Genomic DNA, 15,687 nt, shown 5'->3' with positions numbered 1-15,687 from the left:
AAATTTACAGTATTTGCTACAACTACTAGCGGTCAAAACTAATGGAGATTTAGCATGACGTTACCGAGTGGTCATCCCCGCAGTCGCCTGCTTAAGCGTTTTACCGAGCTGGGACCGTACATCCGCGAAGGAAAATGCGAAGAAACGCGTTTCTTTTTCGACTGCCTGGCTGCCTGCGTCAATGTGAAACCGGCACCGGAACTGCGTGAATTTTGGGGCTGGTGGATGGAATTAGAAGCCCACGCCGATCACTTTACCTATGTCTATCATATCGGCCTGTTCGATAAAGAAGGTGACTGGTCTGTGACGACGATTAAAGGCAAAGAAAACACGCAACGAGTGGAAGAAACTTTGCGTAATTTCCACACTCGCCTGAAAGCGATGTTGAAAGACCACGAGTTGGGTCTGGAACCGGCCAGCGGTTTTGATGAGAAACCCGTGAAATTAAGTGCCTGATGCGGGATGAATGAGAGAAGGGCGAGCTGAATAGCTCGCCCTTTTTTTATGCCATTTTCACACTACGCGGGGTGCATAACAGCCCAAGGCATCGGCTTCGACAAAAGCTTAGAATTGGTAAGTCACACCCACGGCAACGATGTCGTCATTGTTGATGGAGAGCGCGTTATCGTCATCCAGTTGGTTGATTTTATAATCAACAAAAGCTGACATGTTTTTATTGAAATAGTAGGTTGCGCCCACATCGATATATTTCACTAAATCGACATCACCGATGCCGTTTTCAATCTCTTTGCCTTTGGTTTGCACGTAACCAATGGAAGGACGCAGGCCGAAATCAAACTGATACTGCGCCACCAATTCAATGTTTTGCGCTTTGTTTGCGGCACCCGCAACCGATAAACCGGTATCACGGTTCGTTCCGCTAATGGGCGTCATGTTACGGGTTTCGGTGTAAATAGCGGCGAGGTAAACGCTGTTGGCATCATATTTAACGCCAGCGCCCCATGAATCTGCTTTATCACCACTGCCGTAAGCGCGGGCTTGCTGTTGGTTAGTGCGGTCGGATGAGGTGATGGCACTCATTAAGCTCACGCCACTGTCGCCCAGCGAATAACCCAACGAAGCCCCGTAGCCGTCGCCATTCTGGCGAGCCGTATCTGTTGCGCTACCGCGCGCGTTCGCGCTGCCAGCATCATTTTTACCCTGATATTGCAGGGCGAAGCGCAGACCATCAACCAAACCAAAGAAGTTGTTGTTACGGTAAGTCGCTACGCCAGTGGCGCGTTGAGTCAGGAAGTTATCGGAACGCGCGGTTCCGTCACCCCCAAATTCGGGGAACACATCGGTCCAGGCTTCAACGTCATAGAGCACGCCATAGTTGCGGCCATAATCAACCGAGCCGTAATCAGCGAATTTCAGACCAGCAAAACCCAGTCGTGTTTTGTTGCCGCTGTTGGCATCGCTGCCTTCTGAGTTATTAACGTTGTATTGGTATTCCCACTGGCCATAACCGGTCATCAGATCGTTGATCTGCGTTTGTCCTTTAAAACCAATACGCACATAGGATTTATCGCCGTTTGAGCTGTCGTTATCGCTCATATAGTGTTCGGCTTTAACCTTGCCGTAGAAATCCAGTTTGTTACCTGACTTATTAAAAACCTCAGCGGCCTGTGCGGTAAAAGAGAGAGCCAGAGCAGAGACGATCAGTGCCAGTGTACTTTTCTTCATTTTGCTATCAATCCCGGTTATTAAAATTTTCTTGCTGTGAAAGGTTTTGTAAAACAGGGACTTTTTACCGATAAGTGATGAAAGTTTTATGACACTTTTCCGGTTTTCTTGTTAATCACGAACAAGTGGTCTACGCCATTGCCCGGGGATATTTGTGCTTTTCCCCCACTGGCTGTTGGCTTCCTCAACGACTCCTGTTAAAACGTCCTTTCGCATAAATTTTTCACTACGGCAGGAAATATGAGTGGTAGTCAGACCCTCGTGGTCAAATTGGGAACCAGCGTTCTTACCGGCGGATCGCGCCGGTTGAATCGAGCGCACATGGTGGAATTGGTTCGTCAGTGTGCGCAGCAGCATGCAGCGGGCCACCGCATTGTGATTGTCACTTCTGGCGCGATGGCTGCCGGACGTGAACATCTTGGTTATCCCGACCTGCCGCCTACCATCGCCTCAAAGCAGCTGCTGGCTGCGGTGGGGCAGAGCCGTTTGATTCAACTGTGGGAACAGCTGTTCTCTATTTATGGCATCCATATTGGTCAGATGTTGCTGACTCGCGCGGACATGGAAGATCGTGAGCGTTTTCTTAATGCTCGCGATATGTTGCGCGCACTGCTGGATAACCATATCGTGCCGGTCATCAATGAAAACGACGCGGTCGCCACCACAGAAATCAAAGTGGGCGATAACGATAATTTGTCTGCGCTGGCGGCGATGCTGGGCGGCGCAGATAAACTGCTGCTGTTGACCGATCAAGAAGGATTGTTCACGGCCGATCCGCGCAATAATCCGCAGGCTGAATTGATCAGCGATGTGCATGTTATTGATGATGCACTGCGTTCGCTGGCCGGTGGCAGCGTGTCGGGGTTAGGAACGGGCGGAATGTCGACCAAGCTTCAGGCTGCTGACGTTGCCTGTCGCGCGGGGATTGATGTGATCATCGCCGCTGGCAGCCGCAGCGGTGTCATCGCTGATGTGATAGATGGCAAGCCGGTCGGTACCCTGTTCCATGCCCAACAATCTCCGTTGGAAAACCGTAAGCGCTGGATCTTTGGTGCGCCGCCTGCTGGTGAAATCACCGTGGATGATGGTGCGCTCTCCGCTATTCTTGAGCGCGGCAGTTCCCTATTGCCTAAGGGCATTCGTGACATTCAGGGTAACTTTTCACGTGGCGAAGTGATCCGCATTCGCAGCCTGCAGGGGCGCGATATCGCACATGGCGTTTCGCGCTACAACAGCGATGCGATACGTATGATTGCCGGGCATCACAGCCAGCAGATCAGTGAAATTCTGGGTTATGAATATGGCCCGGTGGCGGTTCACCGCGACGATATGATTGTCAGTTAAGGAGCGGACAATGCTAGAAGAAATGGGAAAAGCGGCGCGTGCCGCAGCTTATAAGCTGGCCGATCTGTCGACCGCTGAAAAAAATCAGGTGCTGATGACCATCGCGGATCGTCTGGAAGCGGAAAGCGCTGACATTCTGGCAGCCAATGAATCTGATCTGGCCGATGCTCGCCAGAATGGCATGAGCGCCGCGCTGCTTGATCGCCTGACGCTTAATCCTCAGCGTCTGAACAGCATTGCAAATGATGTACGCCAGGTGTGCCAGCTAGCCGATCCGGTAGGGCAGCTGATGGATGGCGGTCAACTTGACAGCGGCTTGCGCATTGAACGTCGCCGCGTGCCGTTAGGCGTGGTGGGCGTGATATATGAAGCGCGTCCGAACGTGACGGTAGATGTGGCCAGCCTCTGTTTAAAAACCGGCAATGCAGCGATTCTGCGCGGCGGGAAAGAAACCTGGCGTACTAATGCTGCCACGGTTCGCGTAATCCAAAACGCGTTGCAGCAGCACGGTTTACCGGCTGCAGCAGTCCAGGCGATCGAAAATCCTGATCGTGAGTTGGTTAATCAGCTACTGAAGCTGGATCGCTATGTAGACATGCTGATTCCACGCGGCGGAGCGGGCTTGCATAAACTGTGTCGTGAAAACTCCACTATCCCGGTGATTACGGGCGGCATTGGCGTTTGTCATATTTATATTGATGAAACCATGGAGATTGAGCCAGCGCTTGACGTGATTGTTAATGCCAAAAAGCAGCGGCCAAGCGCCTGTAATTCACTGGAAACGCTGTTGGTGGATCGCGCGATTGCCGATCGCTTCTTGCCTGCATTCACTGCCCGCATGGCGCAAGAAGATATCCCACTGCACGCTGATGAAAACGTGTTTGCGCAATTACAGCAAGGTCCGGCGCGCGTCACAACGATTCAGCCAGGCAATTATGATGATGAATGGTTATCACTGGATTTGAACGTCAAGCTGGTGGCTGATATGGATGAAGCGATTGATCACATCCGCACTCACGGCACGCAGCACTCCGACGCCATTCTGACGCGCAGTACTAAAAACGCGACACGCTTTGTGAAGCAGGTGGATTCCTCAGCGGTGTACGTTAACGCCAGCACCCGATTCACCGATGGCGGACAGTTTGGACTTGGCGCAGAAGTTGCGGTTAGCACACAGAAACTGCACGCTCGCGGACCGATGGGTTTAGAAGCATTAACCACCTATAAATGGATTGCCTGGGGCGACGACACGCTGCGTGCCTAACATCCATTTTTCTTAACAAAACGGGAGTCTTTTCAGGCTCCCGTTTTTTTTATGCCTTCATTTTCGATCCAGCTATTTGTAGAGCTTTAGTAACTAAAAATTATTTTATCGATTAAGCGCGTCCAGTGAGGGATGAACAGCGGATGAATTTTACGCAATTCCTTACGGAACATTCTTGAAAGCCCCGGTGGTAGCGGCTGTTAAGTGATATTTTTTGGCGCGCTCAAAGGTGAAGGAGATAATGATAATTAGAAATGCTTGAGAAACCGGTTAGGTAGTAAACGGACGGTAATATAAAATGAACTGGTAGCAATAATGAAAATAACATCCAGTACCTCTTCAATGGCTGATTATTAACTGATGGTTAAAAAAGAAAGTACGAGACAAGCTTTCACCGCCAGGCTCATCGCCGCTTGCGAAAGCGCTGGCATTGTCGGACACGGACGAAACAAACAGGTTGCTAAGGCGTTAAAAGAGCAGGGCTGTCAAATATCAACGCCGGGGGTGTGGAAGTGGTTTAACGCGCAGTCAGTGCCGGATAACGGCAATTTGCTGGCACTCAGCCGTCTGCTTGGGGTCAGGGTTGAGTGGTTACAGTTTGGCATGGAACAGGCGCCTGAACCGCCGTCGTTAAGCGCGTGGGCTAGCCATAAAAATGTTTTCCGAGTAGACAGCCTCGATATTGGTCAAAAAACGGCGGCAGGTATTCAGGCCCGGGATGAATTTGTCGAGACAATTCACGCGATCGAATACGGTCAGGATGAGGCGCGGGTGTTATTCAATGGGCGCCCAGCTGAGAATATTCGGCTGATCGCTGTTAATAACGACTCAATGGCGGATACCTTTGCCCCGCGCGATCAGCTGTTTGTTGATATCAGCGTGCGCAGGTTCGACGGTGATGGTATCTACATTTTTACGTTGGATGACCAGCTGTACCTGAAAAGGCTTCAGCTACAGCATCGCAAAATTGCTGTTATTTCAGACAATAAGCGCTACGAGACTTGGTATCTCAACCGTGACGAAGTCGAAAGCCTAAAAGTGTTGGCAAAAGTCATCATGAGTCAGGCAAGGCAATATCAAATTTTGGGCTAGCCAGACTCTCAAACCCGCTTTTCCAATAAGACGTCGAAAAAAATAATCGACATAAATTCAAAAATTTAACCAATAGTAAATAAAAAATTAACTGTCAGTGTTTGATAAAGCATAAGAACCTGTTAATAATTTGAGCATGGACGAACGAAGTTGTTTTCTCAGGGATGAGCCGCTCTTAAACAATTGAGGCGCTGCACAAGCGCGAATCATACCACCCAAAAGTCAGTGAACTTTGGGATGGGGTGGATGCGCAAAATGCAGCGTCGTCAGATGCCGTCTGTTTCCCTTACCTTGCCTTCCACCTGACTGTTTATTCAGTCAGGTGGTAAGCGTGTGAGCGTTAACAGCGGTATTCGGGCCCGTTCGGTACGCCGAAAGCTCGCGCCTGCCACCCCATCGCCAAAGACTCATTCACAGGAGGAGTTATGGCGATTATCCACTATGGCAAAAGCGTTTTTACGGGCAATGCACGCACTCGTCGCCATCGGCGACGCCAACCTCTCAGCCGTCTGAAGCAGAGTATCGACCAGGCGCTGAATTACGAACCTGAAACCCTTTCCCTTCGACGCGCAGAACAGATATGTCAGCGTCAGGTTACACCTCGCGTGGACCGCGCAATCACTGCGCCGCGTTCGCAAAACCAAGAAACACCTTCTTTTGATAATTGCTGCCTGCCGCACGTTCATCTCTACGCCGTCCGCTGAGCAGTAAAAATCTCATCCTTTGAACACCCGGCTCCTGCCATTTTCCAGTTTTCGCTGGACGCAATTTTTTTCCCTACTCTTCAGTTCCTCTGCAGCTTCAGCACTATCTGCTGCTGCGCTTACTTTGGTACTGATCAGTGGTTGTTATGTGTTTAGTTTCGCAGGGCCTGAGTTGCCTGTGCCGTCATTGAGGAGTTTTTATGAGTCAGATTATTGCAGTGCTGAATTTTGAGGAAGGCTACGTGGATACCCCTTATTTCGACACGCTCGGTTTTCCGACTGTCGCCGGGGGAATTCGCATCGGGCCAAAAGGTGCATCACTCAGTAACTATGCGTTTCGTGTGCCGCGCCGCGTAGGTGATGTGTGGAAGCAGTGCATCCTGGAAAACAAAATTCAGGAAATGCAGGCACGTGAGCCGATCAAGCGCGCTTTAGCAAATTGCAACGAGGCGCGAACAGATGTGTTGCTAAGCATGGCGTATCAATTGGGGGTAGATGGCGTCAGTCAGTTCAAAAATATGCTTAACGCCATTGCTGAAGAGAACTTTGCTGAGGCGGCTAACGCCATGCTTACCAGCTTGTGGGCACGTCAAACTCCAGGACGCGCACGTCGTCATGCTGAAGTGATGCGTACCGGCACTTATGACGTCTACAGGGGGCTGCTATGAAATGGTTACTTTTTCTTATCGCCGTGCTCTCAGTCATTATCATCGTCTTGCTTTTACAACGTTTTACCACCCTTCAGTTTGTTTCACATGCACGGCTGTTATTTAAAACCTGGTCGGTTTGGCTGGCTTCGCTTGGCTCAATGCTCAGTGCCTGGGTGCAATCTTTTCCGTCATCGGCGCTGGATGCATGGAACACCTTGCCGGAAGACGTTAAGTCGATTCTTCCCCATAACTATCTCGGTCTTATCGGCGCTTTCATGGTGGCGATGGGGGTTATTGCGCAATTTGTTCGTCAAAAAACATTGCTGAATGAGAAGCGTCAGGTGGAGGGGATCAAATCATGACTTTTCTTTCCACATTGCTGGGCGGCGGTTGGCACTGGTTAGCTGCGCTGGGCGCGATTATCGCTGCGCTAGGTGCCAGCTATTTTGGCGGTAAGAAAATCGGCAAGGTGCAGCAAAAAGCAAAATCCGATGTCGACAGCGCGCATAAAGAAGCCGAGCGCGTGGCAGATATTGCCCATCAACAACAACAGAACCGTGAGGAGGCGAACCGTGTGGAAACTGAAAACAGTAACCTTGATGACGCTGCTGCTCGCGACAAGTTGCAGCAGTCGAAATACAACCAACCCTGAGCCGGTGGCCATCACCGACTCTGCCTGCGTGCTTTTTTCCCCCCATTCATACCCACGGTGACGATGCTCAGAAAATAGACATCCGAACCGTACGCGCCATCAATACCCACAACGACATGTGGGACACCTTATGCGGCCAAGCGGCCAAATCGAAGTAACTCGCTGATAAACAGCGTTTAATCTAAAACATCCTGAGGAGGATACCATGATCGAAGTTAACTCTTTTGCAGAACTGCGTACCACGGCTCCGACCAAATCTGGTGATGTAGCGATTTTAAAACGTTACTACGACAAAGACTCCACTTTCCGTGGCGGCGGCGATTTCGTCGGCTTTACCGGCACCACCACATTGATAGATGATGGCGGCACGGTGGCGGTGGGAAGCGGTTTCTACTGGAAGCGTGCAATTAACGATCCTACGGAAGTGAACATTCTACACTTTGGTGCCAAAGGCGATGGGACAACGGATGATACCGACGCCTTTAACCGTATGTTGACCTGGACGCAGACATACAACACCAATATAAAGGATCTCCCGGTTCGTTTTCCTGGTGGTAAGTTTTTAATTTCGCCCATTGATCTCAGCGCCTCAGAAATTGCCTTTTTTGGCTTGTTGGGTGATGACCTGGAGTTGGGATCGCTTCCGCGCACGACCATTGTTTCAAATAAAAGTGCCAGTCCAGTGTTCAAGGTAAAGGCGCGCCGCACAGCCATCAAAGGCATTACCTGGAATGGTCAGGCCAGCGCAGATATTACTACCAACAAAAGCACCATCACCGCCGAGATGTGCAGCAACGTGCAACCGTTCTTCGAAAATACCTGTATAGAAGGAGAGACGGTCAATATCAGCTGTTTCCGCGCGCAGGGTACCGGCGGCACCGTCATCAAAATTCTCGATACGCTCGACAGCAAGTTTGACCAGATCTATTCGCTGAATACCTATTCGCGCGTTTTTGATGTGGGCTGGTCAAACTCGCCGAACGGTGTTTGGGATCACTCAACCGCGATTGAATTAAGCAACGCCAATTTCCAGACCGGTTATGGTGACGCCACGCTGTATATGCCACGCGTCACGCAGGGGATTATGCGCAATGTGTGGATTGAACATACGCGTAACCCGGGCGATCTCTCTGATGGCGGCTGGACGATCGATACGTTAAACATTGAGGACTGTAGCTCTGCTTTCAACCTCAACAATGCGCGTGTTGTGATGCGTCAGATTAACCTGCAATCCGGTGCAAAAATCAGTAATGACCTGGTCGCCGGTAAATGGTTATCCACCTTTGAATATGGTTTCCGCCGCGATGAAAGCTTCGGCAGCTATATGACGGGTTCGCTGCGTGCAGGGTATTTCAGTGGCTATAAAGTCACGAATAACACCGCGACGGATAACTGGTATCGACTCGGCCAGTTCTTTTTCCCCAACGCAAATCAGCAATGGGTGATAGAGCTGATTGGTAAAGCGGATGCCACTACGCCTTCAGGCACTGCAGGATCGCCGGTGAATCTCTCCGGTACCGGTAAAACCTGGATTAATTTGCAACGACTGGAAACCGTGTGGGCTGATGCTTGCCACATGGGGCAGCCAGCAGTGCAGGATATCCGCTATGGCCGGGTTGGAACAACGTATGCAGTGGTATGGGTGAAGCTGAAAGCCAACAGCGGTGACACCATGTTTAACCTCAAAAATACGGGGCCGACGCGCTTTGATACGGGCTCCTGCTCGCTGTTCCAGTCTGATCTTTCTGTAGTGACCGATACCACTACAATGGGCACGTTGAAACCGGCGGCACGCTTCGGTTTGCATAATGGATTGGCCGGTATTGGTGCCAATGAGAAAGGTGTACTTACGCTCGCGACGACCGCGGGTACACCGACGAATAAAACGACGCCAACGGGCTTTGTGTTGGTCAATATCAACGGCGTTGACCGCAAGGTCGCTTACTACGATTGATGATCGGCACGTTTTTGGCGAGGCTGCGGCCTCGCCTTTTTTGCTTTGTGCGCTTGATGTGGCCTGAGAGGGAAATCCCAAACACTAACGAAAGGACTTTCGTCATATAGAACAAGGCTTTCCAGGCAAAATCCCTTGCAAATGGCGATAAAAACGGCACTCGCGCTGTTTCGGTCTTGACTCAATTTGTGATTTTTTCTAACGTAACGCCCCGCAGTATCCCACCACAATGCCGGTATAGCTCAGTTGGTAGAGCAGCGCACTCGTAACGCGAAGGTCGCAGGTTCGATTCCTGTTTCCGGCACCACGTTTTATCCTTCCGTATTGATCATGCAATATTGGATTGTCGATACACATCCTTCCTTATTTATTTTTTTTCGCTTTTATAAGTTATTATTTAGTGGGTTGACGGAATCATTAGACGTTATTCATTACCATTCAATTTTTCATGGGTTTAATTATTTTCTTATTTTGGTAGGGATATTTATTTTAATGTCGTTATCATAACCATTTGTGTGTCATTATTTAATTTGCGCATTACTTATTTTCTTGTAACATACTTATTTAATAAGGCTTTTTATCTGCAAATTAACTCGATCTTGTCAATGTCAGAGTAGAGAATGAATACACTGCCGATCCGCCTCTGGTGCAGTCATTCATTAGGGATTTCGCTTTCTTTAATAATGCAAATGACAAGGGTTTTCATTATTTTTTAATTAAAGTGCAGGATAATAATTTGTTGCCTGTTTACTCTTATGGAAATCAAAAAAGAGCAGGGCACATCTATTTTAGCAAGCAAGCTAGCTAAGGTGGGTTTTTATCTGACAGCGCCAAACACCACAGTAAAGAGGGTGAGAAGTAGATTAAGCACATCATAAATGCGCCAGATCGCTAAGCCACATCACCAATCCCTCCAAAAGATCAGGCGAAGCGTAATGCATTACCTTTCTTCTATACCGTCACTGAAACCTGTATGACAAAAACGCTCAACTGTGCTCGGTAGCCTGAGTTTTATTGCCTTTTTTATCGAGTCGTTTGAGAGAAACCTCTTTTTTTGCCGCCGAATTGACTCTTTTTATGAGGGTGCGATTCACGCCTCGGTTTTTCAGACAATAGATTTAAGTTAAGAAAGCGCTTGCATCACTTCGCTCAATATGAGCTAATGCATCCGTCGGTTTGATTGACAGACACTATCAAAGTAAGTACCCAAAGCAGTTCTCATCTCTAAGTTTGTCGTGAGACATCCCTTCTTTTTGAGTCTTCTCTTACGTTCTGATTAAAATCTGTTCTCAGGCCATTTACGCCGGAAGGCTCAAATATTAAGGAATTAAACATGTCTAACAAAATCCGCGGCACCGTAAAATGGTTCAACGCAGAGAAAGGTTTCGGTTTCATCTCTCCAGCAGACGGCAGCAAGGACGTATTCGTCCATTTCTCTGCTATCCAGGGTACTGATTTCCGTTCACTGGATGAAGGTCAACAAGTTGAGTTTACAGTAGAAAATGGCGCTAAAGGCCCATCTGCTGCAAACGTTGTTGGTCTCTAAGGACTTAAAATTACTCGTTTTAAATGTCTACACTGTAATGGCTCACAGTACCGCACATCACACTTTGATGTGACGAGAGCCAACCCGCATGGAGCGAAATGCATTTTCTGCAAATCTGTCGTTGTTCAAATTAACACGGCAAGGATTGCATATCAGAGCAGGCCTTACGCCCTCTGAGAAAGGCTAAGTGAGCTTTATAGCGTTGTTGCATAAACGATAATTTGAAAGGCTGCCGATTGGCGGCCTTTTTAGTTTTTGGATTTTATAACACGCGATTCGCTAGAGCTGCATTAACCAGTCCATCCAACCAATCCTGATGTCCATTGATCATCGGATTCGGCTTTGCCTTCGCTAACGCTACTGCTGGTTTACCCTTTTGGGTTTCCTGCGTCAGGATACGTACGCGATTGCCAGGTAAATCCTCAATTAGCCAGGCGTGCAACACATCTAAACGTTCATCACTGCCTTCTTCTCCCGCCCAACCATGCCAGGAAATACGAGCAGCTTCGCCCTGTGCAGGCGCGACATATTCTGTGACGCGAGCCTCAACTGGAAAACCAAAGGTTTCAAAATAGAAGCGGACATCTTGTTCCAGTTCGGGGCCTTTATCGTCATAAAAACGCGCATTTGCTGAGTTTTGATAATAAGTCGGCCATACAGCAGGCTTGCTCAACAGCGGCCAAATATCCTGAGTTGTCAGATTTGCTACGATCATTTCATTAGAGCAAAAATTGTCGGTAAAACCGGGTAAAAAGCCATCTGGCCAGTTAATCGCATGCATTTTCATTAAATAATTCTCTGCTGTAGTGGGTAATCTGCTCATAAGAAAGCAGTTAAATCGTGGGAACGATAATGGCAGTTGCAAAGTTATAAGACTAATCGCCATTTATTATTTTAGTTATCACGTGAGGTGATATTAATAATGCGATGTTGACTGACAAAACAGAGCAAAGTCGTGCCAGAAAGCACGATGTGGATGAGTGAAGTGGAATAGAACGTCAGGCGTAGAAGGTAGTTTGTAAGTGATACGCGTTAGAAGTAAAAAATATCCCGGCAAGTTCGACCTGCCGGGAAAAAAAAGAAAGCGTAGTGGAATTAATTTAACGACATCTTTCCTACTTTAAATACGCTCATCGCTTGTGCCATCCGCTCAGCCTGATCTTGCAGCGCCTGCGATGCGGCAGAAGCTTCCTGCACCAGCGCGGCATTCTGCTGCGTTACTGCTTCCATCTGGGTAATCGCCAGATTGATTTCGCTGATACCGCTGCTTTGCTCGCTGCTGGCAATCGTAATTTCACTCATGATATTCGCCACGCTCTTCACGCTGTTGACCACTTCGCCGATGGTTGATCCGGCATGCGTCACCAACTTGCTGCCCTCATCAACTTTCGCCACTGAGTCTTCGATCAGAACTTTAATCTCTTTAGCGGCAGAAGCAGAACGCTGCGCCAGATTACGTACTTCTGTAGCAACTACGGCAAAACCGCGTCCCTGTTCACCAGCGCGAGCCGCTTCCACGGCGGCATTCAGCGACAGAATATTGGTCTGGAAGGCGATGGAATCAATCACGCTGATGATGTCGACAATCTTTTTGGACGACAGCGCAATCGCTTCCATTTTTTCAATAACTTGCCCCATCACTTCACCGCCTTCGCGCGCCACGCTTGAAGTGGACGCAACCAGCTGATTGGCTTCACGCGCGTTTTCGGCATTGTGTTTGACGGTGGAGGTTATTTGCTCCATCGCTGAAGCGGTTTCTTCCAGCGAACTGGCCTGTTGCTCGGTACGCGTCGAAAGATCAAGGTTCCCGCTGGAAATTTGATTTGAAGCGACGGCAATGGTGTCAGAGCCGGTACGAACTTCGGTAACGATGGAAAGCAGATTGTCATTCATGCGCTGCAGCGCCTGCATCAGCACGCCAGTTTCATCACGCGTAGTCACCTGAATTTTCGAGCTAAGATCGCCTGCTGCAACACTTTCCGCTACGCTAACGGCCGCAACCAAAGGACGTACGATTGAGCGAGTAAGGAAAAAGCCGAGCAGAATCGCGGCCACAATGGCCAGCGCTGAGAAGATCAAGGTGATGGTAATCGCCGAAGAGCCATTTTCGACAATACTTTGTCCTTCAGCACGCAGCTGTCCATCTTGTGAATTGGCAAACTTTATCGCATCGTCGAGAAACTTATTCTGCGTCGGCGTCATGGATTTGAGTGCATATGTGCTGGCAGCTTCAAAATCACCGGCTTTTATCAAGGCGATCAAATCACCTTTCACTTTTTCAAATGCTTCGGCAGAGGCGAGCATGCCAGCAATTTTCTTTTTACCAATCTCAGTAACTTGAATATCAGCAATTTTCTTCATGGCGACATTGGTACGCTGGGTCGCTTCATCCAGTTGACCATAGCGCTTAACGTTATAATCAGGATGGGTCGTATCGATCACCATGCCGCGCAGGTATTTGATCTGATCGTTGACGCCATCGCGCACATCAAATGCCAAGCGCACTTTCACATAACGATCGTCGACGATCGAGGCGATGCCACTTTTAATACTGTTAATTTTTGTGATAGATGTCACGCAAATCACAATCAATAGCGCGACGACAATGCCAAAGGCGGCGGCGAGCCGGATGCCAACCTTCATATTCTTAATACTGAACATGTCTTCTTTCCCCGTTTTTCTTATTAAAATACAGTTATTCCAACAGTTAATATTTACTGCTTCTCCGCTCACAGCCCGACATTGCGCGTAGCTTTACAGGTGCAAGGTGAAATGGTGATCCAGCGCACACAGTTATCGGAGTTAAAAACGTTAACTTTAATATTTTTGATGGAATTCAAGCGGAAGCAGGCAGGGAAAAAGGATTAATGCACAGTGCTAATGATTTTTTAAAAGGTTAACCCGTAGAAATGACAAAGCGGGTCGTCAAACGTTGTTGGCGACCTCGCAAGCAGCTAGATAACAAACAAATTAGAAAATGAAAACCAGCAGGCTACCCCAAAAGAGCGCGCTAAAGGCAATGATCGCCAGCCAGCTAAGCTGACGTAAACGACCACGAAGGAAACCACTTGATTGCTGAACAGGTAACGTTTCGCTGCGCATAATTTTTTTCCAAGGTTGGTAAAAAAGAAGCCGCCAAACAGCGGCAAAAAAGTGCTGAGTCTGAATCAAGCGACACTGGCTATTCGATACTTAAATCGCCTTCCGCTGCTTTGATTTACCTTAACGAGCCGCTTCCAGCACGTTGAAGATCACGTCTGATAATTCATTCAGCTCGAACTTGGCCACATAACCGTCTGCGCCAACTTTGCGCACGTGATCTTCATTGGCGCTACCGGAAAGTGAAGAGTGAATCACTACCGGAAGATGCTTGAGGATTGGGTCACGTTTGATGTTACGCGTCAGGGTGAAGCCATCCATTTCAGGCATTTCAAGGTCGGTCAGCACCAGCGCGATTTTATCGTGGATCGATTCCCCTGCCGCTTGCGCCTCTTGACTCATCTGCTTGATTTTTTCCCACGCATCCAGACCGGTGTTGTACATCAGCGCCGGAATGCCCATGCTTTTCAGCCCTTGTTCCAGCAGCTGGCGCGCCACTTTAGAATCTTCAGCAACAATCGCCACTGCACCCGGCTGATATTTAAATGCACGCGGTCTGGCGGCTTCCGGCTCTACACCGCGCACTGACGGAATGATGTCATACAAAATTTGCTCAACATCCAGCACCATCGCCAGATTATTGCTTTGCTTGTCATTATCCAGCGAGGCGATGCTGGTGATATTACGTCCGCCGATGCCCGCTTCGGCGGTATGCACTTGACTCCAGTCGAGACGCACGATGTTATCGACTGACTCCACCGCGAACGCTTGCGTATTACGCGCATATTCTGTCACCAGCAGCAGATTCAGTCCCGTTTCCGGTACGCAACCCGCTACCGCAGGTAAATCGATAACCGGAATAAACTGACCGCGAATACTGGCCATGCCAAGCAGCGGCGATTTCATACCTGCTGCTTTGGTAATTGTCGGCATCGGCACGATTTCGCGCAGCTTAAAAACGTTAATCCCGAACAGCTCGGATTTTCCTTTTAGCTGATCTGAGCCTAAGCGAAACAGCAGCAGCTCAAATTTATTCGATAACGCGAGGTTCGCTCTCTCATCTATCTCTTTTTGAAAATTATCCATTGTTGCCTCTGCATCAGCGCAGGTAAGGAAAGGGGTGTGATGAAGTTATCGGCAGCGACGTGAAAAAGGTGAGGGCAAGAGAGGCGAAATAAAACGCGGTCTGATAATTGTGCCAGGATTAACAGTGAATTGAAAAAATGGATAACCTTTCTGAATAAGGAGCGCGTAATGAAAAAAGTCATTTTAACGACACTGTTAGTTATGTTGAGTTCGGGTGTTTACGCTGAAAAGGGCGGCTTTGAGGGCGGCGAAGCGCCACAACCTCAATCGAAGCAGGATGCAGGTTATAAAGGTTCTGAGGATACCGGGCAGACGCACATCAATCAGATTCGTGATTTTCGGCAGGACGGTTACGTCACGCTTGAGGGTTACATTCTGAAGAAAGAGCAGGGCGATAACTATCAGTTCCGCGACAGCACCGGAACCATCACTATTGTGGCACCGGAAAAAGCGTTCAAAGGTAAGAAGTATGCTGCGGACGATCAGGTTCGCATCAGCGGTAGAGTGCACGGTAAAGGTGAAAATACCACCTTGCACGCCACAGAAATTGAAGAACCTTAACAGTGATTGGGCGAGGTTTCGCCTCGCCCAGCATGCCTGGATGCGTTAG

The 15,687-nt window shown here is 48.9% G+C and carries 17 protein-coding genes and 1 tRNA gene; 13 read left to right on the top strand and 5 right to left on the bottom strand.

Annotated features, from left to right (window positions below):
- Positions 1 to 54 precede the first annotated feature (54 nt).
- Positions 55 to 456 (top strand): sigma factor-binding protein Crl, encoded by a 402-nt coding sequence (crl, locus tag MUG06_RS10125; protein WP_215847513.1) that lies wholly within the window; start codon positions 55 to 57, stop codon positions 454 to 456.
- Positions 457 to 564: 108 nt separating this feature from the next.
- Here the strand turns inward: crl and ompC are convergent, their stop codons facing one another.
- Entirely contained in the window at positions 565 to 1,686 is a 1,122-nt protein-coding gene (ompC, locus tag MUG06_RS10120; RefSeq protein ID WP_243078457.1) for a porin OmpC, read from the bottom strand.
- A gap of 240 nt (positions 1,687 to 1,926) precedes the next feature.
- On the opposite strand from ompC, the gene proB reads away from it, so the two are divergent.
- The 11 genes from proB to MUG06_RS10065 all read left to right on the top strand — a co-directional run bounded on the left by proB (position 1,927) and on the right by MUG06_RS10065 (position 11,069).
- Positions 1,927 to 3,030 (top strand): glutamate 5-kinase, encoded by a 1,104-nt coding sequence (proB, locus tag MUG06_RS10115; RefSeq protein ID WP_215847511.1) that lies wholly within the window; start codon positions 1,927 to 1,929, stop codon positions 3,028 to 3,030.
- Between the two features lie 10 nt (positions 3,031 to 3,040).
- Positions 3,041 to 4,294, top strand: coding sequence for a glutamate-5-semialdehyde dehydrogenase (gene proA, locus MUG06_RS10110; protein ID WP_243078456.1), 1,254 nt, complete (start codon positions 3,041 to 3,043; stop codon positions 4,292 to 4,294).
- 360 nt (positions 4,295 to 4,654) lie between these two features.
- Positions 4,655 to 5,386, top strand: a complete 732-nt coding sequence (locus MUG06_RS10105; protein ID WP_215847510.1) for a S24 family peptidase — start codon at positions 4,655 to 4,657, stop codon at positions 5,384 to 5,386.
- 425 nt (positions 5,387 to 5,811) lie between these two features.
- A complete protein-coding gene (locus MUG06_RS10100; RefSeq protein WP_215847509.1) occupies positions 5,812 to 6,090 on the top strand; it encodes a hypothetical protein in 279 nt (92 codons plus the stop codon).
- A gap of 200 nt (positions 6,091 to 6,290) precedes the next feature.
- Positions 6,291 to 6,758, top strand: a complete 468-nt coding sequence (locus MUG06_RS10095; protein ID WP_243078455.1) for a glycoside hydrolase family protein — start codon at positions 6,291 to 6,293, stop codon at positions 6,756 to 6,758.
- The gene (locus MUG06_RS10090; RefSeq protein ID WP_243078454.1) at positions 6,755 to 7,102 is read left to right on the top strand and encodes a hypothetical protein; all 348 of its coding nucleotides are present in this window, start codon (positions 6,755 to 6,757) and stop codon (positions 7,100 to 7,102) included. Before MUG06_RS10095 ends, MUG06_RS10090 begins: the two co-directional genes overlap by 4 nt.
- Positions 7,099 to 7,392 (top strand): hypothetical protein, encoded by a 294-nt coding sequence (locus MUG06_RS10085; protein WP_215847508.1) that lies wholly within the window; start codon positions 7,099 to 7,101, stop codon positions 7,390 to 7,392. Before MUG06_RS10090 ends, MUG06_RS10085 begins: the two co-directional genes overlap by 4 nt.
- Positions 7,393 to 7,597: 205 nt before the next feature.
- Positions 7,598 to 9,346 (top strand): glycosyl hydrolase family 28-related protein, encoded by a 1,749-nt coding sequence (locus MUG06_RS10080; RefSeq protein ID WP_243078453.1) that lies wholly within the window; start codon positions 7,598 to 7,600, stop codon positions 9,344 to 9,346.
- Positions 9,347 to 9,577: 231 nt separating this feature from the next.
- Positions 9,578 to 9,653, top strand: a tRNA-Thr gene (locus MUG06_RS10075).
- A gap of 1,026 nt (positions 9,654 to 10,679) precedes the next feature.
- Positions 10,680 to 10,892, top strand: coding sequence for a cold-shock protein (locus tag MUG06_RS10070; RefSeq protein WP_215847506.1), 213 nt, complete (start codon positions 10,680 to 10,682; stop codon positions 10,890 to 10,892).
- A 9-nt stretch (positions 10,893 to 10,901) separates the two neighbouring features.
- A complete protein-coding gene (locus tag MUG06_RS10065) occupies positions 10,902 to 11,069 on the top strand; it encodes a cold-shock protein (RefSeq protein WP_243078532.1) in 168 nt (55 codons plus the stop codon).
- Between the two features lie 85 nt (positions 11,070 to 11,154).
- Here the strand turns inward: MUG06_RS10065 and MUG06_RS10060 are convergent, their stop codons facing one another.
- The 4 genes from MUG06_RS10060 to MUG06_RS10050 form a co-directional block, all read right to left on the bottom strand.
- Entirely contained in the window at positions 11,155 to 11,673 is a 519-nt protein-coding gene (locus tag MUG06_RS10060; protein ID WP_243078531.1) for an SRPBCC domain-containing protein, read from the bottom strand.
- Between the two features lie 314 nt (positions 11,674 to 11,987).
- Positions 11,988 to 13,553, bottom strand: a complete 1,566-nt coding sequence (locus tag MUG06_RS10055) for a methyl-accepting chemotaxis protein (protein ID WP_243078452.1) — start codon at positions 13,551 to 13,553, stop codon at positions 11,988 to 11,990.
- A gap of 309 nt (positions 13,554 to 13,862) precedes the next feature.
- Positions 13,863 to 13,994, bottom strand: coding sequence for a hypothetical protein (locus MUG06_RS22805; protein ID WP_256449279.1), 132 nt, complete (start codon positions 13,992 to 13,994; stop codon positions 13,863 to 13,865).
- A gap of 120 nt (positions 13,995 to 14,114) precedes the next feature.
- On the bottom strand, positions 14,115 to 15,077 hold the full coding sequence (locus tag MUG06_RS10050; protein WP_215847504.1) for a chemotaxis protein: 963 nt from the start codon (positions 15,075 to 15,077) through the stop codon (positions 14,115 to 14,117).
- A 168-nt stretch (positions 15,078 to 15,245) separates the two neighbouring features.
- Here MUG06_RS10050 and MUG06_RS10045 point away from each other — a divergent pair, with 168 nt between their 5' ends.
- Entirely contained in the window at positions 15,246 to 15,638 is a 393-nt protein-coding gene (locus MUG06_RS10045; RefSeq protein WP_243078451.1) for a NirD/YgiW/YdeI family stress tolerance protein, read from the top strand.
- The last annotated feature ends 49 nt before the right edge of the window (positions 15,639 to 15,687 follow it).

This window comes from Pantoea sp. MQR6 (assembly GCF_022761075.1).
Taxonomy (GTDB): Bacteria; Pseudomonadota; Gammaproteobacteria; order Enterobacterales; family Enterobacteriaceae; genus Pantoea; species Pantoea phytostimulans.
Note: the sequence above shows the minus strand (reverse complement) of the source record. Positions and strands in the feature narration are given on the sequence as shown.